General features: G+C 69.2%; 20 protein-coding genes. 8 read left to right on the plus strand and 12 right to left on the minus strand.

Annotated features, from left to right (window positions below; translation table 11 throughout):
• The first annotated feature begins 46 nt into the window (after positions 1-46).
• On the plus strand, positions 47-868 hold the full coding sequence (locus SACGLDRAFT_RS04745; RefSeq protein ID WP_005462224.1) for an arginase family protein: 822 nt from the start codon (positions 47-49) through the stop codon (positions 866-868).
• Between the two features lie 160 nt (positions 869-1,028).
• Complete coding sequence (locus tag SACGLDRAFT_RS04750) at positions 1,029-2,273, plus strand: PucR family transcriptional regulator (protein ID WP_005462225.1); 1,245 nt, start codon at positions 1,029-1,031, stop codon at positions 2,271-2,273.
• 140 nt (positions 2,274-2,413) lie between these two features.
• Here the strand turns inward: SACGLDRAFT_RS04750 and SACGLDRAFT_RS04755 are convergent, their stop codons facing one another.
• The 10 genes from SACGLDRAFT_RS04755 to SACGLDRAFT_RS04800 are packed head-to-tail and all read right to left on the minus strand — an operon-like array spanning position 2,414 to position 11,505.
• A complete protein-coding gene (locus SACGLDRAFT_RS04755) occupies positions 2,414-2,911 on the minus strand; it encodes a hypothetical protein (RefSeq protein ID WP_005462227.1) in 498 nt (165 codons plus the stop codon).
• Positions 2,908-3,438, minus strand: a complete 531-nt coding sequence (locus tag SACGLDRAFT_RS04760; protein ID WP_005462228.1) for a hypothetical protein — start codon at positions 3,436-3,438, stop codon at positions 2,908-2,910. Before SACGLDRAFT_RS04760 ends, SACGLDRAFT_RS04755 begins: the two co-directional genes overlap by 4 nt.
• Positions 3,420-4,610: an MCE family protein gene (locus SACGLDRAFT_RS04765; RefSeq protein WP_005462229.1), complete on the minus strand. Its 1,191-nt coding sequence runs from the start codon at positions 4,608-4,610 to the stop codon at positions 3,420-3,422. The genes SACGLDRAFT_RS04760 and SACGLDRAFT_RS04765 overlap by 19 nt, the downstream gene beginning before the upstream one ends.
• Positions 4,610-5,674, minus strand: coding sequence for an MCE family protein (locus SACGLDRAFT_RS04770; protein ID WP_005462230.1), 1,065 nt, complete (start codon positions 5,672-5,674; stop codon positions 4,610-4,612). The genes SACGLDRAFT_RS04765 and SACGLDRAFT_RS04770 overlap by 1 nt, the downstream gene beginning before the upstream one ends.
• Positions 5,671-6,654, minus strand: coding sequence for an MCE family protein (locus SACGLDRAFT_RS04775; protein ID WP_005462231.1), 984 nt, complete (start codon positions 6,652-6,654; stop codon positions 5,671-5,673). The genes SACGLDRAFT_RS04770 and SACGLDRAFT_RS04775 overlap by 4 nt, the downstream gene beginning before the upstream one ends.
• 5 nt (positions 6,655-6,659) lie before the next feature.
• Entirely contained in the window at positions 6,660-7,640 is a 981-nt protein-coding gene (locus SACGLDRAFT_RS04780; protein ID WP_005462232.1) for an MCE family protein, read from the minus strand.
• On the minus strand, positions 7,637-8,647 hold the full coding sequence (locus SACGLDRAFT_RS04785) for an MCE family protein (RefSeq protein WP_005462233.1): 1,011 nt from the start codon (positions 8,645-8,647) through the stop codon (positions 7,637-7,639). Before SACGLDRAFT_RS04785 ends, SACGLDRAFT_RS04780 begins: the two co-directional genes overlap by 4 nt.
• Positions 8,644-9,927, minus strand: a complete 1,284-nt coding sequence (locus tag SACGLDRAFT_RS04790) for an MCE family protein (RefSeq protein ID WP_005462234.1) — start codon at positions 9,925-9,927, stop codon at positions 8,644-8,646. Before SACGLDRAFT_RS04790 ends, SACGLDRAFT_RS04785 begins: the two co-directional genes overlap by 4 nt.
• A complete protein-coding gene (locus SACGLDRAFT_RS04795) occupies positions 9,924-10,769 on the minus strand; it encodes an MlaE family ABC transporter permease (protein WP_005462235.1) in 846 nt (281 codons plus the stop codon). The genes SACGLDRAFT_RS04790 and SACGLDRAFT_RS04795 overlap by 4 nt, the downstream gene beginning before the upstream one ends.
• Before the next feature lie 4 nt (positions 10,770-10,773).
• Complete coding sequence (locus SACGLDRAFT_RS04800) at positions 10,774-11,505, minus strand: MlaE family ABC transporter permease (protein WP_232284128.1); 732 nt, start codon at positions 11,503-11,505, stop codon at positions 10,774-10,776.
• A gap of 537 nt (positions 11,506-12,042) precedes the next feature.
• Between SACGLDRAFT_RS04800 and SACGLDRAFT_RS04805 the strand changes: the two genes are divergently transcribed.
• The 3 genes from SACGLDRAFT_RS04805 to SACGLDRAFT_RS04815 all read left to right on the plus strand — a co-directional run bounded on the left by SACGLDRAFT_RS04805 (position 12,043) and on the right by SACGLDRAFT_RS04815 (position 15,317).
• Complete coding sequence (locus SACGLDRAFT_RS04805) at positions 12,043-12,663, plus strand: hypothetical protein (protein WP_005462237.1); 621 nt, start codon at positions 12,043-12,045, stop codon at positions 12,661-12,663.
• Positions 12,664-12,778: 115 nt separating this feature from the next.
• The gene (locus SACGLDRAFT_RS04810) at positions 12,779-14,308 is read left to right on the plus strand and encodes a DUF6801 domain-containing protein (RefSeq protein WP_005462238.1); all 1,530 of its coding nucleotides are present in this window, start codon (positions 12,779-12,781) and stop codon (positions 14,306-14,308) included.
• Between the two features lie 40 nt (positions 14,309-14,348).
• Positions 14,349-15,317: a hypothetical protein gene (locus tag SACGLDRAFT_RS04815; RefSeq protein WP_005462239.1), complete on the plus strand. Its 969-nt coding sequence runs from the start codon at positions 14,349-14,351 to the stop codon at positions 15,315-15,317.
• A 36-nt stretch (positions 15,318-15,353) separates the two neighbouring features.
• On the opposite strand, the gene SACGLDRAFT_RS04820 is transcribed toward SACGLDRAFT_RS04815, so the two are convergent.
• Together SACGLDRAFT_RS04820 and SACGLDRAFT_RS04825 are read right to left on the minus strand one after the other, a co-directional pair.
• A complete protein-coding gene (locus SACGLDRAFT_RS04820; RefSeq protein WP_005462240.1) occupies positions 15,354-16,064 on the minus strand; it encodes a SagB family peptide dehydrogenase in 711 nt (236 codons plus the stop codon).
• A gap of 139 nt (positions 16,065-16,203) precedes the next feature.
• Positions 16,204-18,315: a HelD family protein gene (locus tag SACGLDRAFT_RS04825; RefSeq protein WP_005462241.1), complete on the minus strand. Its 2,112-nt coding sequence runs from the start codon at positions 18,313-18,315 to the stop codon at positions 16,204-16,206.
• Between the two features lie 109 nt (positions 18,316-18,424).
• Between SACGLDRAFT_RS04825 and rsmD the strand changes: the two genes are divergently transcribed.
• From rsmD to SACGLDRAFT_RS04840, 3 genes are all read left to right on the plus strand, one after another.
• Positions 18,425-18,982: a 16S rRNA (guanine(966)-N(2))-methyltransferase RsmD gene (gene rsmD, locus SACGLDRAFT_RS04830; protein WP_005462242.1), complete on the plus strand. Its 558-nt coding sequence runs from the start codon at positions 18,425-18,427 to the stop codon at positions 18,980-18,982.
• 61 nt (positions 18,983-19,043) lie between these two features.
• Entirely contained in the window at positions 19,044-19,526 is a 483-nt protein-coding gene (gene coaD, locus SACGLDRAFT_RS04835; RefSeq protein ID WP_005462243.1) for a pantetheine-phosphate adenylyltransferase, read from the plus strand.
• Between the two features lie 240 nt (positions 19,527-19,766).
• A complete protein-coding gene (locus SACGLDRAFT_RS04840; protein ID WP_005462244.1) occupies positions 19,767-20,456 on the plus strand; it encodes an ATP synthase F0 subunit B in 690 nt (229 codons plus the stop codon).
• Positions 20,457-20,478 lie beyond the last annotated feature (22 nt).

Raw genomic sequence — 20,478 nt, forward strand, 5'->3', positions numbered from 1 at the left:
GAGCAGTCACGGATCGGCGAGCATGGTCGAGCACTAGTGTGATCCCATGCGTGTTCACGCCGTGGCGCAGTGGCAGGGAGCGGGCTGGTCGAACGCGGAGACCCGGCTGCCGACCGGATGCGCCGAACTCGCCTCGCTCGCCGAGGAGGTCCTGGGCACCTCGGTGCTGCGCGTGCCCGTCGCCACCGCCGGGTCCCCGACCGAACGGGGGGTGCGCAACCGCGCCGCGCTGCTCGCCGGGCGCGCTGCGCAGTTGGCGGCGTTGGAAAACCCCGAGGGCCCGGTTCTCACACTCGGAGGTGACTGCGGCGTCGACCTCGTGCCGATCGGGGTCGCCCGCTACCGGTACGGGCCGAACCTCGGGGTGCTGTGGTTCGACGCGCACGCCGACGCCAACACCCCGGAGACCTCACCGTCGGCCGCCTTCCACGGCATGGTGCTGAGGGCGCTGCTCGGCGAGGGCGACGACGACTTCGTCGCGAACCCGGCGGTGGCTCCCGGACGCGCCGTGCTGGTGGGCACGCGCTCGTTCGACCGCGCCGAGGAGGAGGCCGTGCGGTCCGGGCTGCTGCGCCACGTGTCCTCGCCCGCGGAGCCCGACCGGGTGGTCGCCGCCGTGCGGGCATCCGGCGCCGAGGCCGTGTACGTTCACGTCGACGTCGACGTGCTCGACCCCACGGCGTACACGGGCACGCACTATCACGAACCCGGCGGCCTTACCGTCGAGCGGCTCGTCGCCTGCCTCGACGCGCTCGCCGAGTTCGACGTCGTCGGAGCGGCGATCACGGAGTGCACGGCGGGGGACCGGACGGAGTCGTCGACGTTGATCCCCGTGGTGGAGGCGTTGGCTCGGCGCCTGGGGGCCTGAGCGCAGACGTTGTCATCGCCGCACAACACAGCCGGAAGATTTCGTCATATCAGCACGAAGATCGGCCGTTCTTGTGATTCCGGTGATACCTTTTTGATCATTGCTGAACCGGGGCGTGGCGAGTGGCATCCCTCAACGTTGTGGGAAGGAGCTTGTCGGTGTGACGGGACAATCAGCGGACGAGGCCGTCGAGTCGACCATGCTTCCGAGCCAACTCGCGCAGATCATGCGGCCCGAGTTGGAAAGCGTCGCCGACGAGATCGTCGCCGAGATCCGCGCGCTGATCCCGGAGTACCGCCGCCCCCTCGACGGCCCTTACGGCAAGAGCATCAAGGCGGGAGTCCGGCACGCGGTGTCACTGTTCGTGGCGCAGATCGCCGATCCGAGCGCGTCCACGAAACATGCTCACGAGGTGCATCGCAGGCTCGGCCAGTACGAGATGCGGGAGGGCCGCAGCCTCGACACCCTGCAGGCTGCCTACCGGGTGGGCGCGCGCGTGGCATGGCGGCGGATCATGAAGATCGGGCGCAACAGTGGGTTCTCGTCCACTGTGATGTCGCAGTTGGCCGACGCGATGCTCGGGTTCATGGACGAGCTGGCCTCGGTGGCGCTCGACGGGTTCCTCGAGGCGAAGGCGTGTTCGGCCGACGCGCTCGACACCTGGCGGCGGCGGTTGCTCCAGTTGATCCTCGAACGTCCCGCCGTGCCGCCCGAGGCGATCGAGGAGCTCGCCCAGCTCGTGGGGTGGCCGACGCCGAAGACGGCCACGCCGGTGGCCGTGCGGCCGTTGGTCCCGCTCCGGGGTGCCCAGCGGCCCACCCTCGACGCGGACGTGCTCGCCGAACTCAGCGGGGTCGAGCCCCGGCTGCTCGTCCCCGGTGTCGTCACGCGGGAACGGATCGCCGCGCTGGAGCAGGCGCTGCCGCGTTGCCGGTTCGCGGTGGGGCCGTGCGTGCCGTTGGACTCGGTGGCCGATTCCCTGCGATGGGCGCGCAAGGCTCTGGTCCTGGTCGACGAGGGGGCGTTGCCGCCGCGCAGGGTGGTGTGGGTGCAGGAGTGCCTTCCGGCGGTGTTGTTGCATTCGGACGAGTCGCTGGCCCAGCAGTTGCGCGGCAGGCTGCTCACGGCACTGGACGGGTTCACGGCCCGGCAGCGGGAGCGGATGCTGGAGACGTTGCGGGCCTGGCTGGACGCGCAGGGACACGTGCTCGACATGGCCGAGCGGTTGTCGGTGCACCCGCAGACCGTGCGGTACCGGATGAGGCAGTTGGAGGCGGTGTTCGGCGACCGGCTGCGTGACCCGGACGCGCGGTTCGAGCTCGAACTGGCGCTGCGTGCCCTGCCGTCGGCTCCCTGGCGGAACGGCGCGGTGCCTCGCCCCCGGACCACCCCCACCCCGACGTAGGACCGTGTCCGCAGGTTGTGCACTCGTGTCCGCAGGTTATGAACGGGTGTTCGTAGCGTGTGCTGCGGACATCCGTACGCAGGCTGCGGACACGAGTACACCAAGTGCGGACACGGGTTCACAGGCTGCGGACACGGTGGTCAGAGTTGGGAGAGGTTCGTCAGCAGCCAGCGGTCGTCGTGCTTCGTCGCGGTGACGAGCAGTTGCGCCGCCGCGGTGGTGGGTTCGCCGTCCCCGCGGACGGAGACCTGATCGGCGAACACCAGCACCTCCGCGCGCTCGGACGTCAAGGACAGCACCGCGGAGTCCACCACCCGCGTCGTGACGGTGAGGCGTTGCTCCGGCGCCTTGTCGCTGACCTGGACGAACAATTGCCGGTACTGCTCGCGTGCAGGGTCCCGCAGCAGGTCCTCGGCGGCACGCCGGGTGCTCTCCACGTCGTCGAACCGGTAGGTGAGCACCTTGTTCACCGCTCGCGTGACCGCCGAACGCACTTCCACCGTGGCATCGGTGTCGACGTGGGCGAGGTTGCGTGCCGTCTCCGACGTCCGCAGCGAGTCGGCCAGCACGGTGCAGGTGGCGCCGATGCCCGCGAGCAACGCCGCGACCACCAGAAGTGTCAGGACTCGGCGGTTCACTCCGGACCCCCCACGGCGACCGTCTCGAACGTCTCCACCTTCCAGCCCTCGTCGGTGTGCCGAAGGCGGGCGCGGTAGCGGTTGCGCGCGTATCCCGGTTCGGCGCCTGCGCGGACGCTGGTGACCTCCACGGCGGCGAGCAGGACGGCCCGGCCGTGGTCGGCGTCGAATTCGCTCAGCGCCGCGTGGAGCACCCTCCCCGTGACGGTGGTTCCGGCCTGCTCGGGGGTCGTGAGCGTGGTGGGGTCGGCGTTCGCCAGTTCGGCGTGCAACGCGCCCGTCGTGGCGGACAGCCACCGTCGCAGTCCCGCCTCGACGTCGTCGTGGTCCATTGTGGTCAGCTCCACCATACGTTCGCGGCCCTGCCGCAGTGCTTCGTCACGTGCCTCGGCGGTGTTCAGACCGTCGTCGGTGATCGCGCCGACCCACGACAGCGCCGCCCAGACGGCGAAGACGGCCGCGACGACGACCGCCGTCCCCGCGAGCGCGGTCAGGCTCGTGGCCCGGCTCAGCCTTCGTCGAGCCACAGCAGGTCCTCCAGGGATTCACGGGTTCCCTCGTCGTGGGTCACGTCGAGACCGCCGGGGATCGCCACCGAGGGCAGTCCGCCCTTGGGGACGTGTTGCGAGGTGCGCGCGGGCGTCGTGCCGTGGGGCAGGGTGCACGCGGCGGCGGTGTTGAACGGCGCGGCCCCGGTGTCCTCCCCACTGCGATACTCGGTGCCCTCGTAGCCGCGGAAACACGGCAGGGGGTCGAAGAATGTCAACGCCACCGAGAACTTGTCGCCGTCGAGGGCGGCGGAGGTGGCGGCGGTGGCCTTCGGCAGCATCACGAACAGGTGGTTCAGTCCGTCCACCCTGGCCGAGAACAGTTGAGAGGTCGTCAGCAGGTTGGCGATGAGCACCGAGAGGCCGGGATCGGTGTCGCGCAGCAGTGCGCTGACCTCCGTGGCGGCTTCGGGGGCCCGAGCGATGAGTTCCCGGAGATCGCCGTCCGCCTCGGCGAGTTCGGCCGCGAACTGCTCGGCGTTGTCGGCGAACGACCGCCAAGCATCGGCCGACTCGGCCTGGGTGCGCAGCACCGTCGCGCCGTCCCGGATGAGTGCCGAGGTCTGCGGCAGGTACTCGGTGGCGGTGTGGGTGAACTCGCGTGAGGAGTCCAACAGCAACTGCAGGTCGTCGCCCGTGCCGTGGAAAGCGGTGTAGAGCTCGTCCACCACCGTGCGCACCGAGTCGGTGGGAACGGACTCGGTGAACGTGGTGAGGTTGTTCAGCAGGGTGTCCACGCTGAGCGGCAGTGTGGTGGAGCCGCGGGGAATCACCGACCCGTCGGTGAGGTACGGGCCGCCGTCCGAAAGGGGTTGAAGGTCCACGTACTGCTCGCCGACGGCCGACCGGTTGGCGACGACGGCGCGGGAGTTCGCGGGGATCGGCGGCGCGTCGTCGTCGATCACCAGGTCGGCCTCCATGCCGTCGTCGGTGAGCCGCAGCGCGCCGACCTCGCCGACGGCGACGCCCCGGTAGGTGACCTCGCTGCCGGTGAACAGTCCGCCCCCGTCGGCCAATTGCAGCCGCACGACGGGACCGCCGGCCCCGAAGAGCCTGTCGAGGCCCGCGTAGCTCGCGCCGACGAACGCGGTGGCGGTGAGCGCCACCACGGCGAACGCGACGAGTTGGGTCTTGACCCGCCGGGTGAGCATCAGCGGTCACCTCCGTCGGCCGGGGTGTCGGTGGTCGGCAACGGCAGCATGGGGATCGGGGCGGTGTAGTCGTCGGCGGGCACGACGTGCACGAAGGCGTTGAGGTAGTCGCCCTCGACGCTGTCGAGAACGGCGTCGGTGAAGGGGAACGTCGCGAGGATCTCCAGGGACCGCGGCAACGACTGGCCCGCGTCGGCGAGCCCCCGGAGCGTGGGGGCGAGGGCTTCGAGGTCGGCCACGAGGTCCTCTCTCGTCTTGTGGATGACGTCCACCGCGACGTCGGACAGCTCGTCCAGGGAATCGAGCATCGTCACGAGCAGCTCCCGCTGGTCGCGCAGTTCTGCGAGGCCGGGGGTGAGGTCGTTGAGTGCGCCCCGGATGGCGTCCTCGCGCTCGGAGAGCGTGGCCGAGAGCCGGTTGAGGCCGTCGAGCGCGTCCGTGATCTCGTCGCGGTGCGCGTCCAGATCGGACACCAGGTGGTCGAGGTGGGAGAGGAACTCTTTGATCTCGGTCTCGTTGCCCGTCAGCACCTCGTTCAGCTCGCGGTTGATCGTGCGGAGCTGGGCGATGCCACCGCCGTTGAGCAGCAGGGACAGCGCGCCGAAGACCTCCTCCACCTCCACGTGCCGGTTGGTGCGGGACACGGGGATGAGCGCGCCGTCGGTGAGCGGGGCCCACGGTTCGTCCTCGGGATGCCGGGGAGCCTCCAGTTCCACGAACTTCTCGCCGAGCAGGCTGGACTGACGGAGGTTGGCCAGCGTGTCGGCGGGCAGCTCCACGTCACCGTTGATGAGCAGGACGACTTCCGCCTGCCAGTCGTCGGTGTCGGCCAGTTCGATGGACTCGACCCTGCCGACGGCCACGTCGTTGACCTTCACGGCGGCGTGCGGCACGAGGTCCAGCACGTCGTCGAAGTGCGCCGTGACCCGGTAGGGGTGGTCGCCGACGTCGGCGCCACCGGGCAGGGGAAGGTCGTGGGCCCCGTCGAAGTCCGCTACTGCGCAACCGGTGGCCAGCAGGCACGCCGTGACGGCCACGGCGGTGAACGTGGTTCGTCTCGTCACCGCGAACCTCCGGGCTCTTCCAGGTATTCCAGCGGGGTGACCCGGCCTTGCAGCGTTCCGCTTCGCGGGTCGAAGGCGTTGTAGGCGTTCTCGGCGGCGGCCGGGGCGATGTCGAGCGCCTCGGCCAGCGAGGCACGGCGCTCGACCACGAGCTGGGTGATGTCGGCGAGGTCGTCCACACTCGACTTGAACGCGGCGCGGTTGTCGGCCACGAACTCCTGGAGGTCCGCGAGCGCGTCGCCGAGCAGGTTCAGCGCCGCGGAGAGCTCCTCCTTGTCGGCGGCCAGGGTCTCGGTCACGCTCGCGAGCTGTTCGGTGGCCTCGCGCACCCGCGTGTCGTTGCCCGCGAGCATCGCGGTGAACACCGACAGCGAGTCGATGGTGGCGAAGAGGTCGTCGTCGGACTCGGCGAGCGTGCGGGCCAGCTCACCGAAGTCGCGCACGGTCCGGGAGAACGACTCCCCGTTGCCGTCGAGTACCCCGGCGCCCGTGTCGAGGAGGTCGGACAGGGCTCCGTCGGCGTTGGCCCCGTCGGGGCCGAGCGCGGTGGCGAGGTCGTCGAGGCTGGTGTACAGCTCGTCGAGTTCCACGGGGACGGCGGTGCGGGAGCTGGGGATCACGGCGCCGTCGGCGATCCGGGGCCCGCCGTGGGCGAGATCGGAGAGCTGCACGTACCGGTCGGCGACGACGCTCGGCGAGACGATGAGCGCGCGCGTGTCCTTCGCGACCGGCGCGTCGGCGTCCACGGTCATCGTCAGCCGCACGCGTGTCGGTTCGGGGGTCACCGACACGACCTCGCCGACGCGCACGCCGAGCACCTTCACGTCCGAGCCGGGATACACGCCCACGGCGCGGTCGAAGTACGCCGTCACGGTCTTGTCGCCGTGGTCGCCGAACACCCACCACAGCGCTCCGGCCGTCGCGACGGCGGCCACGAGGAGAACCGTGGCGATCCGTGTGGTGCGGGTCCACCTCGGCACGTCGGTCACCTCCGATCCGGGGGTTCGCAGGGATGGCGGTTCTCCGGCACGAGCCCGCACAGGTAGACGTCGAGCCAGCGGCCGCTGCCCGCGGCGTTGTTGACGACCCGGAAGTACGGTCCGGCGAGTTCGAGCGCGCGGTCGAGGTCGTCGCGGTGCCGCTGGAGGATCTCGGTCACCTCGGTCAGCGCGTCCAACGTGGGGGCGAGCTGCTCGGTGTTGTCGGCGACGAGCCCGGAGACCTGCTCGGCGAGGTCGCGCGCGCCGGTGAGGAGCTGGTGGATGGCGTCACGTCGGCGGTCGAGTTCGGTGAGCAGCAGGTTGCCGTCGTCGATGAGCCGGTCGAACTCGTCGCTGGAGTCGGCGAGCGTGTCCGCCACGGTGTGCGCGTTGGAGAGGAGCTCGGCGAGCTCCTCGTCGCGTGAGGCGATCGTCCGCGACAACGCGGAGAGGCCGTCGAGCGCGTTGCGGACGTGTTCCTCGGCGCCGTCGAAGGTCTCCCCGAGGGTGCGGAAGCTCTCGGCGAGCTGTTCGGTGTCGATGGCGCCCGCCGTCGCCGCGAGTTGCTCGAAGGCGGCCGTGACGTCGTATGGCGTGGTGGTGCGACTCAACGGGATGGGCTCGTCGGGGTCCAGCACGGTGTCGCCCGTCGGGTGCAGGGCGAGATACTTCTGCCCCAACAACGTCTTGATCTTGATTTCCGCCGTCGTGCGGTTGCCGATCCAGGCGTCGGAGACGCGGAAGGAGACGAGGACGCGGTCCTCGGCGAGTTCCACGTCGGTGACTTCGCCGACCTTGATCCCGGCCACGCGGACCTCGTTGGACGGCACGAGCCCGGCGGCCTCGGCGAACTCGGCCTGATAGGTGGTCCCGCCGCCGATCAGTGGCAGGTTCTCGTAGTTGACCGCCGCCACGGTGGCTCCCACCAGCACCGCCGTGCCCACGATGCCGAGAGTCAACGGGTTGCGTTCGCGGAAGGACTTCATCGGTGGCACCTCGCGGGGAGGACTCCGTCGTTGATCTGCGTCGGAGGGTCGGTGAGCAACACCGCGTCGCAGAGATAGAAGTTGAGGAACGAGCCGTAGGAGGCGATGCGGCCGATCTCGGTGAACTTCTCCGGTGTCGTGACCAGGAAGCGTTCCACATCGTCGGAGGAGGACACGAGCGTCTCCGACACCTCGCGCAACCCCGCGATGCTTTCCTTGAGCGGCTGCCGTGCCGTCTCGAACAGCCCCGCCGTGGCCGTGGTGAGTGCCGCCATGCCCTCGACGGACTCGCCGATGGCCTCGCGGTCGTCCGCCAGTCCGGTCACCAGCTCCTGAAGTGTCGACACCAGGGTGGTCAGGGCGTCGCCCTCGTTGTTGATCGTGTCGAGCACCGAGTTCAGGTTCGTGATCACCTCACCGATCACCCGGTCGCGCTCGGCGAGCGTGGCGGTGAGCGATCCCGTGTGGGCGAGCAGGCTCTCCACGGTGCCGCTCTCGCCCTGCAGCACCTGGATGATCTCGCCGGAGAGCTGGTTGACCTCCTCGGGGTCCAGGGCGGAGAACAGTGGTTGGAAACCGTGGAACAGCTCGGTGAGGTCCAGCGCGGGGCGGGTGCGCTCCAGCGGGATCTCCGCTCCCGGCTCCAGGTAGTCGGTGCTCGGCTGCTCACCCCGCTCCAACGCGATGTAGCGTTGCCCGATCATGTTGCGGTAGCGGATGATCGCCATGGTGTCGGCGGGCAGCCTGCGTGAGGAGTCCACGGAGAAGTGCACGCGGGCGAGGTGCTGATCGATGATCTCCAGCTCGTCCACCTGACCGACCCGGACGCCGGCGATCCGTACGTCATCTCCGGGGTTGAGCGAGGTGACGTCGGTGAACCTCGCGCTGTAGGAGGTGCGTTCGGACACCCCGACGTTCGAGATGGACAGGGCGAGCAGCGCCGTGGCCACCGTGGTGACGAGCACGAACGCGAGGCCCTTGAGCAGCGGCGCGAGGAGTTTTCTCACTTCAGCGTCACCTCCGTGCCCCGGTAGACGGGGCCGACGAGGACACTGCTCCAGTCGGGCACCTCGTCGGCCCCGACGCCGAGTTCCCCGGCGAGCAGGGTGGACAGCAGTTGGCGTTCCTGCGGCGAGTTCGGCAGTCCCAGGTCGGTCCCGTTCTCGTGGTCGGGCACCAGCGCGCCCGTTCCGGCCCGCGGCGGGGCCGGGGACATGCCTTCGCGGGGCGTGACACCGCTGGGATAGCACCGAGGTCCCGAGTCGGCGGTGTAGACCGGGTCGTCGGCACCCGGCCGGTAGGCGCCTCGCGATTCGGTGACCAGACGACCCTCCATCCGCAGTCCCGGCTCGTTCGTGCCCGCGCCGAGGACCGCGTCCATGGCCGGCTTCAACTCGTCGAGCGCGCGCAGCGTGCACGCGAAACTTGGGGAGTAGCGCGCGGCCACTTCCAGCGGGGCCCGGCTCTCCGCCGAGAGCCGAATGAGGTTGTCGGCGTTGGAGCGCAGGAACGTGGTGACATCGCCCGACGTCGTGGTCACCTGCGCGTAGAGCTGCCGAAGCTGGGGACCCTGCTCCTCCACGGTGCCGAGCGTCACGGCGGTGTCGGTGAGTGCGTCGAGCAGATCGGGCGAGATGTCGCCGTAGAGCTGGGCCACCTCGCCGAGGTCGCGGATGTTGTCGTGCAACTCCGGCAGGTTCGGGTTGAACTCCTCAAGGTAGTTCGCCGCCCGCACCAGTGTGTCGCCGACGAGTTCGCCGCGGCCGTCCAACGCCGTGGCCACCGCGCTGAGCGTGCTGGCGAGCTTCTGCGGCTGCACGGCCTTCAGAACGGGCAACAACTCGTCGAACGCCCGCTCCAGCTCGATCGCGTTCTCCGACCGGTCCTGGTCGATCACGTCGCCGTCGGATAGCGGAGCAGCCGTCGAGTTGTCGGGAATGGAGAGTTGCACGTATCGCTCGCCGAACAGGGTCTTCGGCACGAGCAGCGCGGTCACGTCCTTGGGGAGTCGGGAGACGGTGTCGGGGTCGAGTGCCAGTTCGACCTCGGCCCCACCGGGTACGGCCTTGATCGAGCGCACCTCGCCGACGAGGACGCCCCGCGCCTTGACGTCGGAGTTCTCGCGCAGTTGGTTCCCCACCCGGTCGGTGCGCAAGGTCACCGTCACCGAGTCGGTGAACTGCTTGTCGTAGATGCGCACCGACAGGTCCACCAACAACACGAGAACGAGGCAGAAGGCCAGTCCGGTCAGGCGGACACCGAGCTTGCGCAGTCGTGTGTTCCTCATCCCGCCACCCGTACGGTCGTCGTCGCGCCCCAGATCGCGAGGCTGGCGAAGAAGTCGATCAGAGCCACCGCGACGATCGCGGTGCGGACCGCGCGTCCGACGGCGACGCCCACGCCGGCGGGGCCGCCTCGCGCGTGGAAGCCGTAGTAGCAGTGGGTGAGCACCACCACCACGCTGAACAACAACACCTTCCCGAACGACCAGAGCACGTCCTCCGGCGGCAGGAACAGGCCGAAGTAGTGGTCGTAGGTGCCTTCGGACTGGCCGTAGAACCACACGGTGATCTGGCGGGAGGCGACGTAGGAGGTCAGCAGTCCTATCGCGTACAGCGGGATGATGGCGCAGAACCCGGCGATGATGCGTGTCGTCACGAGGTAGGGCACGCTCGGCACGCCCATGACCTCCAGCGCGTCGACCTCCTCGGAGATCCGCATGGCGCCGAGTTGGGCCGTGAATCCGCACCCCACCGTGGCCGACAGCGCGAGCCCCGCCACGAGCGGGGCGATCTCACGGGTGTTGAAGTACGCGGAGATGAAGCCCGCGAACGCCGCCGTGCCCACTTGATTCAGCGCCGTGTAGCCCTGCAGTCCGACGACCACGCCGGTGAACATCGTCATCCCGACCATCACGCCGACCGTGCCGCCGATCACCGCGAGCGCGCCGCTGCCGAAGCTCACCTCCGCGAGCAGGCGCACGATCTCCCGTGGATAACGCCGTAGCGCGCGCGGAACCCATGCCAGGGCGCGCAGGCTGAACAGCACCGACTCACCGAGGGTGTCCAGGAACGACAGTCGGCGGTCGAGGCTCGCCGCCGCGCGTTGTCCGACAGGTGTGGTGGTCACGGCCTCACATCCCCTTCGGAGGCACGAGCTGGAGGTACACGGTGGTCAGGACGAAGTTCACGCAGAACAGCAGCAGGAACGTGATGACCACGGACTGGTTCACCGCGTCCCCGACTCCCTTCGGGCCCGGCGCGGGGTTGAGGCCCCGGTACGCGGCCACGACACCGGCGACGAAGCCGAAGACGAGCGCCTTGATCTCACTGATCCAGAGGTCGGGGAGCTGGGCGAGCGCCGAGAAGCTCGCGAGGTAGGCGCCGGGAGTGCCGTCCTGCATGACGACGTTGAAGAAGTAACCGCCGCACACCCCGACGACGCTCACCATGCCGTTGAGGAACACGGCCACGGCCATCGCGGCGAGTACCCGCGGTACCACGAGCCGCTGCACGGGGGAGACCCCCAGCACCTCCATGGCGTCGATCTCCTCGCGGATGGTGCGCGAACCGAGGTCCGCGCACATCGCGGAGCCGCCCGCTCCCGCGATGAGCAGTGCCGTGACGATGGGGCTGGCCTGCTGGATGATGGCGAGCACGCTGGCCGCGCCGGTGAACGACTGCGCCCCGATCTGGGTGGTCAGTGAGCCGACGTGCAGTGCGATCACTCCGCCGAACGGGATGGCCACGAGCGCCGTCGGCAGGATCGACACGCTGGCGATGAACCAGAACTGCTGCACGAACTCCCGGAACTGGAACGGTCGGCGGGGGAGGCAGCGGAGAACGTCGAGCGCCAAGGCGTACATCCTGCCGGTCTGCCGCAGCGCGGCCGCGCCGGGAAACGAACGCTCGACTTCGTTGTCGACGGCCACTCGCGCTCCTTCGTTCGGCGAAAACCCGGTTCCATTTTCTCGGTGGAACCTCTGTTTCAATTTTCTTTCCCCGTCCTCGTTGGGGGTTCGCTGACAATAACGCCGCCCGGTTCGGCTGGTTACGCGCCAGTTTTTGAGCGTTGATGACAATTTTTCGAACAGTTTTCGTCCGATGGTGCGCGCTCGCGTATCCGTCGGTCGGGTCGATCCGTTGATTGGCCTGCTCGAACAAAGGAGAGGAGGGATTTTCTGTAGGTCGTGACAACCGTTGCGCCGAAAGAGCGAGGAGTGTTCGGGAAACGTTGATGTTTCTTGTTCGTTTCCTGGTCAGCGGTTACCGTACTGGCTGGTAGGTTCGCCTTCCGGCTCCTACCGGCAAGCATCGTCGGCCGATGTTCGCGGGTCAGGATCGATTGTTCCCGCGTCGCTTGCTTCCACCCGTTCGTCTGTCCACCTGGGAAAGGAATCGCTATGCGTAGGCGCGTCATGAGCATCGTCGCTACCAGCGCCGCGGCGACGTTCGCCCTCGGTCTCACAGCCATGTCCGCATCGGCTCAGCAGCAGGAGTGGATCGTGGACCCGGGTGGTGACTACACCGCTGAGTCCGCGACGACGGTGTTGACCAACACGGCTAACGGCGTGACGCTCGACTGCACGGACTCCGACGCCACCGGCTTCCTTGACGGCAGCGCGAGCGGTTCGCCCGCGCAGTTGGGGACGATCGACGACATCTCCTGGGGGAGCTGTTCCGGCCCGCTCGGACTCACGTTCGAGGTCATTCCGCAGAACCTGCCGTGGTCGATCAACGGTGAGTCCTACGCGGACGGTGTCACCACCGGCTACATCGGTGGTGTCGTGGCGAGCCTGAGCGGCCCCGGTTGCGAAGCGACGGTCGAGGGCGAGGCGCCCGGTACGTACGACAACGCCACCGACACGCTCGCCCCGCACCCGATCGAGGGCTCCCCGCACACGTTGACGGTGACGTCCGTCGACTCGCTCGCGAACTGCTTCGGCCTGATCAGCACGGGTGACGTGGTCACGTTCGAGGGCGCGTACGTGGTCACGCCGGGCCAGGACGTCACGCTCCAGTGACGCCCGTTCCCCCCAACCGGGGCTGAGCGTCCGGTTCGGTCGGACCCGATCCGGCCGGACCGGCGCGCCGTGCCGTCCGTCACGAGCGGACCGGACAGAAGTGAGAAGAGAGGACATGGGACGGAAAGGGAGCAGGGGAGGACGCCTCGCCGCATTCGGCGCGGCGGTGTTGGTGGGAGCACTCGGGGCACCGGCCGCCTCGGGGGGACAATCCACCGGCGACACCCCGTCGCAGCGAGAGTCGGCGGAGTTGCTGTACCACTGCGAGACCGAGTCGGGACAGCGCGACGTGCGGGCCCGGATGGCGCTTTCGCTTCCCGAGACGGCCTCGGGGGAGATCGGCGTGACCCTCCGGGCGACCTTGGGGGAGCAGGTGGTCTCCGAACTCGCCGCCGACGGCGTCGTCGAGGTGACCGGTGTCATGTCGGCGACCGTGCTCGTGCGGAAGACCGACGCCACCGACGCCACGGACGAGCCCGTCCTGCTGTCCGACCTCGCCGTCCCGACGACCCCGCTGCCGACCGACGGCCCGTTGCCTCTCACCGGAACCGGAGCGGTACGGCAGCTCACCACGGACGGCCCCGGCGAGTACCGGGTGTCGGCCGATCGTTTCAACCTCCTGCTCGGCTGGCGTCCTTCCGAGCCCGATCCCGGCGACGGCTCGGACAACGGTACGCGCCCCGATCCGGGGGAGTCCGACCCCGACGAGGAGACCCCGTCGGACACCGCTCCACCGCCCACCACGGACGCCGGCGGAGGCGCGGCACCCGCGGGTCGGCAGCAGTCGCCGCCCGCCCGTGCGTTCGACTGCGTCCCCGCCGAGGGACAGGACACGACGATCACCACGCTCGTCAGGACCGACGACGGCACCACCGAGCCGGTCCCCGACGCGGACGGGCCCCGGCGCCCCGCCGGTGACCGCGCCGGTGAGCGGGTCGGCACGAACGCCGAGCAGGCGGACATCCCGGAGGACTGTGTCGACTTCGCGGACCTGAACAACGCGTGGTGTGCCTACCTGGGCGGTTACACGAACGTCAACCGCATGGACGCCGCCATGCGGATCGACCCCGGAATCGTCAATCTCGCACTGCCGATCATCGGCCCGTGCAACGACGGTTCGGAGTGGTACTGGTACTGCCAGACGGCGAGGGCCGAACTGAGGCACAACGGCAAGAAACAGTTCCCGCCGACCCGGAACTCCTTCCACGCCTTCGACTTCATGCCCAACGAGGCCACGATCGAACTGACCCAGATCGGCGACATGGAGATCGACGTGAGGTCGCAGGTCGTCTCGCCCTACGACGGGTCGGTGGTCGCGCACGCGACGTTGTCCGTGCGGGTCTACGACGTCACCGTGAACGGCGTCGAGCTGGACGTCGGACCGAACTGCCGCACGGAGGAACCGATCACGGTGGAGTTGAAGGCCGACTACCCCGGCGACTACTCCCCCGCTACGGGGGGATTCCTGGACGGTTACTCGAAGATTCCGCCCTTCTCCGGCTGTGGTGTCGACTCCAACCTCGACCCGCTGATCACCGGACTGATCTCGGGCGAGGGCAACTACGTGAAGATGACGCAGGGACAGATCTGCGACATCCGGACCGGACAGTACTGCCCGCCGGTTCCTCCCGAACTACAACGCTGACCCGGCATTACCCCGACCAATTGCGAAGGAGGAACGTGTGATGAGACGTGCGAGAACGAGCGGTGGCAGACGTCGCAGATTGCTGACCGGCGCCCTCGCCACCGTCACCGCGGTGGTGACCGCGGGCGCCGTCGCGTCGGCCGCTCCGGCAGTGGCCGACGAGGTCGAGTCCACACTGGCCGGGAACTGGGCGCCGTTCGATCGGTGTCCGGTCGACGACCCGTCGATGCTCGCCGCCGACGGGGCCGAGCTGGCCGCGTTGTGCCTGGCGTCGTCGTCGGCGTCCGGGACGATGACCATCGGCGAGAAGACCGTGCCGACGTCCGTGACGGACTTGCAGCTCGGGCTGCTCGGTGACGGCGTGAGCTACACCTCCGTGGCGCCGGAGGGAGCGGGCATCCTGGCCGAGCCCGTGACCGTCCCCGGTGGACTGTTGAACCTCATGTGTCCCAGCGACATTCCCGTCCTCACGTCGTTGTGCGAGAAGGCGGCCGACAGCAAGCTCAACCGGGTGGTCGCCACGGTCGAACCCGCCGGGGTCCCCACGGACTTCAACCTCACCGCCGGGCTCGGTGTGGGGCAACCCATCCTGACCCTGCCCGTGAAGATCCGGCTCGACAACCCGCTCCTCGGCAACCACTGCTACATCGGCTCGGAGGAGGAGCCGATTCTGCTGCGTCCCAGGAACGCCTCACAGCCGTCGCTCACCCTCACTCGCTACGCCCCCGACGGCACCACCCAGGCGGGCGGGCCGATGAGCAACATCGAACTGTCCGGCGCCGACCAGATCGACGACTCCTTCACGGTTCCCAAGGCCAACGGGTGCGGCCTGTTCGGCATCCTCGACTGGGCCGTCAACGCCCAGCTCGGCCTGCCCTCCCCCGAGGGAGCCAACAGTCTGGTGCTCCACGACGCCGTGACCACGACCGGCGGTTTCTACAACCCCGCCTCGTTCGCTCCCGACCAGGGCCGCCTGCTGTCCGAGTACTGGCACGCAGCCAACCAGTGAGCCTCGTCCACCGGCCGCTCCGCCTCTCGATCGAGCTCAGGCGGGGTGGCCGGTGGCGAACAGCATCGTCGGGATCTCGTTCTCGGCAAGCCCCAGCAGCGTGCCGACGGCGGCGTCGTCGAACCCGGCCACCGCGCACCCGGCGAGCCCCAGCGCCGTGGCCACCAGGTACAGGTTCTGCACGGCCACACCCGAGTCGACGTGCAGGGTCCGGTAGTGCCGCAGCGGGTACTTGTCGAACGCGACGTCGAGCCGCGCGGTGATCGCCACGCTGGCGGCGGGCTGCCACACGAACTCCTCCTGGAGGTACGCGCGTTCGAGCCCCGGACCCGGATCGGTGTCGGTGAGCTGCACGAGCGCGTGCGACGTGGGCTCGTAGCGGTACACGCCGTGGTCGAGCCCCTCGACCCGGCGAACCACCGCGTACGCGCGCAGGATGTCGAGCCCGCCCGCGCTCGGCGCCATGCTCAGCGGGTACTGCTCCACGCCGTAGGCGGGCACGAACCGCTGCACGCCCATCGAGAACCGCAGCAGCGCGCTCAGCACCGAGAGCGCGAGAGGATCGTCGGAGAAGCTGTACGACGAGTGCCGTCTCGCGAGCGTCGCCACCAGCCCGGCCTTGGGCGGATGCACATCCGGCAGCGGGATGTGCCGTGCCATCGGCAGCGGTTCCGCCGGCACGGGCAACTGTGCGTTCAGCAGGCGATGCACCGCCAGCGCACGTTCGGTGGTTTCCCGACCACTCACGACGGCTCCCGTCGCTTCCCTTCGTCACCGACCACGGCGGCATCGTAACCCGTTCGAGGGTATTGGCGTGGCACCTTGGTCACACTCGGCTGGTGATCCGGACCAATTCGCCACCGTGTCCGCGACGACATGGCGTTCGTCACTCCGAAGGAGCGAGCCAGTCGTCGTCGGAGGCCAGCACCGTGAGCTTCTGGGTGGCTCGCGTCAACGCCACGTACAGCACGCGCCTCCCCGTCAGCGACTCCGTGATCAGCTCGGTGGGCTCCACCAGCACGACGGCGTCGTACTCGAGTCCCTTCGAGTCGAGACTGCCCACCACCTTGAGCCGCTCGTCACCGTGACCCGCGACCCAGCGCCGCACCTCGGGCACCCGGTCCATGGCGCAGATTACGCCGACCGTGCCCTCCACGGCCTCCAGAAGCTCCTTGGCCGCCACCTGCGTGGCCGTCTCCCGACTGTCGGGGTCCACCCGGCGGATCTCCGGCGTGACACCCGTGGCACGCACCGCGCGCGGCAACTCGTCGGGCTTCGCGTGACCCGACACCACCCGCGCGGCGAGCTCGAAGATCTCGGACGAGTTCCGGTAGTTCGTGCGCAGCGTGTAGCGCCTCCGGGGCGCACGCGGGCCGAACGCCTGGTCGCGTGCGTTCGCCGCCTCCTCCGGGTCCGGCCAGGAGCTCTGCACGGGGTCGCCCACCACCGTCCAGCTCGCGTACTTCCCGCGCCGACCGACCATGCGCCACTGCATGGGGGAGAGGTCCTGCGCCTCGTCCACGACGATGTGGGCGTACTCGTCGTAGTGGTCCGGCCTCCGCTGCCCCTCGTGGGGTTGCTCCGGTTCGGGCTCCCGCTTGCGCCTGCGCTTCGGAGGCGGGCCGAGGAGGACCCGCAGCTCGTCGAGCAGGGGGATGTCCTCCACCGTCCACTCGCGATCACGGTCGCGCAGCGACTCGGCCAGCAGTGTGATCTCCTCGGGGCTGAGCACGTTGCGGGCGACGCGTGCGAGCCGGCGTTCGTCGCCCAGCCAGCGCAGCACCTGCGCCGGGTACAGCACCGGCCACCACACCACGAGGAAGCGGTGGAAGTCGATCCGTTCGCCGAGATCGGTGATCAGTCGGGCGCGATCGAACTCCCGGCCGTCGGCGCGGGCGTAGGACTCGGCCTTGTCCGCCAACGCCTCCAGCAACGTCTCGGCGGCCCGGACCCGCGAGCGGTTCGGCGGCGCCCCGTTGGCGTGCACCTTGCGCCGGACCCGGTTGAGCTCCTTCGAGTCCAGCTTGATGACCTCGCCGCGGTAGACGATCTTCATCTCCGTGGGGGCATCGGGCGGGGTCTCGCGCAGGGCCTTCGAGAGCACCTTCCGCATCCGCAGCGAGCCCTTGATGGCCGCCAGCGGCGCGGGGTCGTGCTCGGTGGCGTCGAGCCCGTCCAACACCTGTCCGAGCGACCGCAGCTCGACGTTGGTCTCGCCCATCGACGGCAGCACGCGGGAGATGTAGTTGGTGAAGATCCCGGACGGCCCGACCACGAGCACGCCCGAGCCGCCGAGCCTGCGCCGGTACCGGTACAGCAGGTACGCGGCCCGGTGCAGTGCCACCGCCGTCTTGCCGGTGCCGGGGCCGCCGATGATTTCGGTCACGCCGCGCCACGGGGCACGGATGACCTCGTCCTGTTCCTTCTGGATGGTGGCGACGATGTCGCGCATCATCTCGCCCCGTGCCCGGCCGAGCGCCGCCATCAGCGCGCCCTGCCCGACCACGTTCATGTCGTCGGGCACCGCCTCGGGCATCAGGACGTCGTCGTCGATGTCGAGCACCGACTGGCCCGAGCACCGGATCACCCTGCGGCGCACCACGTTCATCGGTTCCTCGGCCGTCGCCTGGTAGAACGCGGCGGCCGCCGGAGCCCGCCAGTCGGTGACGAGGTTGTTGAACTCCGCGTCGCGGATTCCGAGCCTGCCCACGTGGACGGTCTCCGAGTCGACGTGGTCCAGGCGTCCGAACACGAGACCCTCGTACTCCGCGTCCAACGTCTGGAGCGTCTGATTGGCATGGAAGACCATCATGTCGCGCTCGTACAGCATCGATGCCTGCTCGAAGACGGCCTCACGCTGCGCTCCACGACCCAACTCGTAGCCACGAGCGCGCATGGCCTCGGCCTGCGCGCGCAACTCCGCGAGCCGGGCGTACACCCGGTCCACGTGAGTCTGTTCGATGGCGATCTCGGCCCGTCTGACCCGGGACTCCGACACTCGCGCTCCTCGCACCTGTCGCCTCGGAAAGGGGGAAGAACGACTTTACGCGATCGCCTTCCCGGCATGACCGCGTCCCGTCTCCTTGGACGGGTGCGAGCATGGGGCGGTGACGAGGATTGTGGCCGGACGAGCGAGAGGGCGCATCCTGCGGGTGCCGCCGAAGGGAACGAGGCCCACGACGGAGCTGGTACGCGAGGCGTTGTTCAGCGCTTTGGAGGCCGCGGACGAACTCACCGACGTGCGGGTGCTGGACCTGTACTCGGGGTCGGGAGCGCTGGGGCTGGAGGCGCTGTCCCGCGGCGCGCGGGAAGCCGTGTTCGTGGAGGCCGACCGCACCGCCGCCGACATCCTGCGCGGCAACATCGCGAAGGTCGGTCTCGGCGGCGTGGTGCGGCAGGGCAAGGTCGAGACCGTGGTGTCCCAGCCCGCCGGGCAACCGTTCGACCTGGTGCTCGCCGATCCCCCGTACGCGGTGGACGCGGAGACGCTCGGGGTGGTGCTGACCCAGTTGGTCGACAACGGCTGGCTGGCCGAAGGCGCGCTCGTGGTGGTGGAGCGCCGGGTGAAGGACGGGCCGCCGAAGTGGCCGGCGGCGTTGCGGGTGCTGCGGACCCGCACCTACGGCGACAACGGACTCTTCCGCGCCGAGTACGCGTCGGAGTGAACGGGCGAGCCGTTCGTCACATCTTGCGCAACGGGCCGTCGCAGTTGGTAGCGTCCGCGCCATGCGGCGAGCGGTCTGTCCCGGTTCCTACGACCCAGCGACCAACGGGCACCTCGACATCATCGAACGCGCCGCCGCGCTGTTCGACGAGGTCGTCGTGGCCGTGCTCATCAATCCGAAGAAGCAGGGTCTGTTCACCATCGAGGAGCGCCTGGAAATGTTGCGCGAGACCACGCGCGACCTGCCCAACGTGCGGGTGGACTCGTGGCGCGGTCTGCTGGTCGACTACTGCCGCGAGCACGACATCGTCGCCGTCGCCAAGGGGCTGCGCTCGGTGAGTGACTTCGACTACGAGCTGCAGATGGCGCAGATGAACCGTGAGCTGTCCGGGGTGGAGACGCTGTTGATGTCCAACAACCCGGCGTACAGCTTCCTGTCGAGTTCGTTGGTCAAGGAGGTCGCCACCTACGGCGGCGACGTCAGCGACATGGTGCCCGCGGTGGTCCACGAACGCCTCAAGGAAAAGCTCGCCCAACGGAGCTGACCCCGGCGTGTCCGCAGCCTGTGCACGCGTGTCCGCAGGCTGCGCGCGGGTGTTCGCACTTCCCGTACGCCCGCGGGGTCCGGAGCTGCGAACACACGTGCACAACTTGCGGACACGCGTGCACAACTTGCGGACACGGTAACGGGTGGGACACGCCTGGTGCTGTGGTTACCACCGATCCGGCGTCGGACGCGGCAGACTGATGACGTCGCGTGGAACCGATGCCGCGAGGGAGTTGCCGTGTACCGGGTTTTCGAGGCGCTCGACGAGCTCGTCACGATCGTGGAGGAGGCCCGTGGGGTCCCGATGACGTCGAGTTGCGTCGTTCCGCGTGGTGACGTGCTCGAACTCCTCGACGACATCCGGGACGCGCTGCCCGCCGAGGTCGACGACGCGCAGGACGTGCTCGACCGCCGCGACGAGATCATCCGCACGGCGCAGGAGCAGGCGGAGGAGACGGTGAGCTCGGCCAGTGCCGAGGCCGACCGCCTGATGACCGAGGCGCGGGAAGAGGCCGAACGCATCATCACCGAGGCGCGGGAGGAGGCCGAGCGCACCATCGCCGCCGGTGAGGCGGAGTACGCCGAGGTCACCGAGCGGGCCCGTGCCGAGGCCGACCGCATGGTGCAGGCCGGCCGCGACGCCTACGAACGCGCGGTCGACGACGGCAAGCGCGAGCAGGCCAGGCTGGTGTCGCAGACCGAGGTCGTGCAGGCCGCCCACAACGAGGCGGCCCGGATCGTGGACGAGGCGCACGAGGAGGCCGACCGGCAACGGGCCGATTGCGACGCGTACGTCGACAACAAGCTCGCCGAGTTCTCCGAGCTGCTCGCCACCACGCTGCGGACGGTGGACTCGGGGCGCAACCACCTGCGCGGGTCGCTGCACTCCGTGACGCGCGCGCCCAGTTACGACTACCAAGCCCAGTAGGAGGCCCGCTCGCGTACGCTGG

Origin of the sequence: Saccharomonospora glauca K62 (genome assembly GCF_000243395.2) — a bacterium.
GTDB lineage: Bacteria > Actinomycetota > Actinomycetes > Mycobacteriales > Pseudonocardiaceae > Saccharomonospora > Saccharomonospora glauca.

Coding starts and splice junctions, on each gene's coding strand:
- SACGLDRAFT_RS04745 (WP_005462224.1), top strand. CDS start 47: ATGCGTGTTCACGCCGTGGCGCAGTGGCAGGGAGCGGGCTGGTCGAAC.
- SACGLDRAFT_RS04765 (WP_005462229.1), bottom strand. CDS start 4,610: ATGCTCACCCGGCGGGTCAAGACCCAACTCGTCGCGTTCGCCGTGGTG.
- SACGLDRAFT_RS04780 (WP_005462232.1), bottom strand. CDS start 7,640: ATGAAGTCCTTCCGCGAACGCAACCCGTTGACTCTCGGCATCGTGGGC.
- SACGLDRAFT_RS04790 (WP_005462234.1), bottom strand. CDS start 9,927: ATGAGGAACACACGACTGCGCAAGCTCGGTGTCCGCCTGACCGGACTG.
- SACGLDRAFT_RS04800 (WP_232284128.1), bottom strand. CDS start 11,505: ATGTACGCCTTGGCGCTCGACGTTCTCCGCTGCCTCCCCCGCCGACCG.
- SACGLDRAFT_RS04805 (WP_005462237.1), top strand. CDS start 12,043: ATGCGTAGGCGCGTCATGAGCATCGTCGCTACCAGCGCCGCGGCGACG.
- SACGLDRAFT_RS04810 (WP_005462238.1), top strand. CDS start 12,779: ATGGGACGGAAAGGGAGCAGGGGAGGACGCCTCGCCGCATTCGGCGCG.
- SACGLDRAFT_RS04815 (WP_005462239.1), top strand. CDS start 14,349: ATGAGACGTGCGAGAACGAGCGGTGGCAGACGTCGCAGATTGCTGACC.
- coaD (WP_005462243.1), top strand. CDS start 19,044: ATGCGGCGAGCGGTCTGTCCCGGTTCCTACGACCCAGCGACCAACGGG.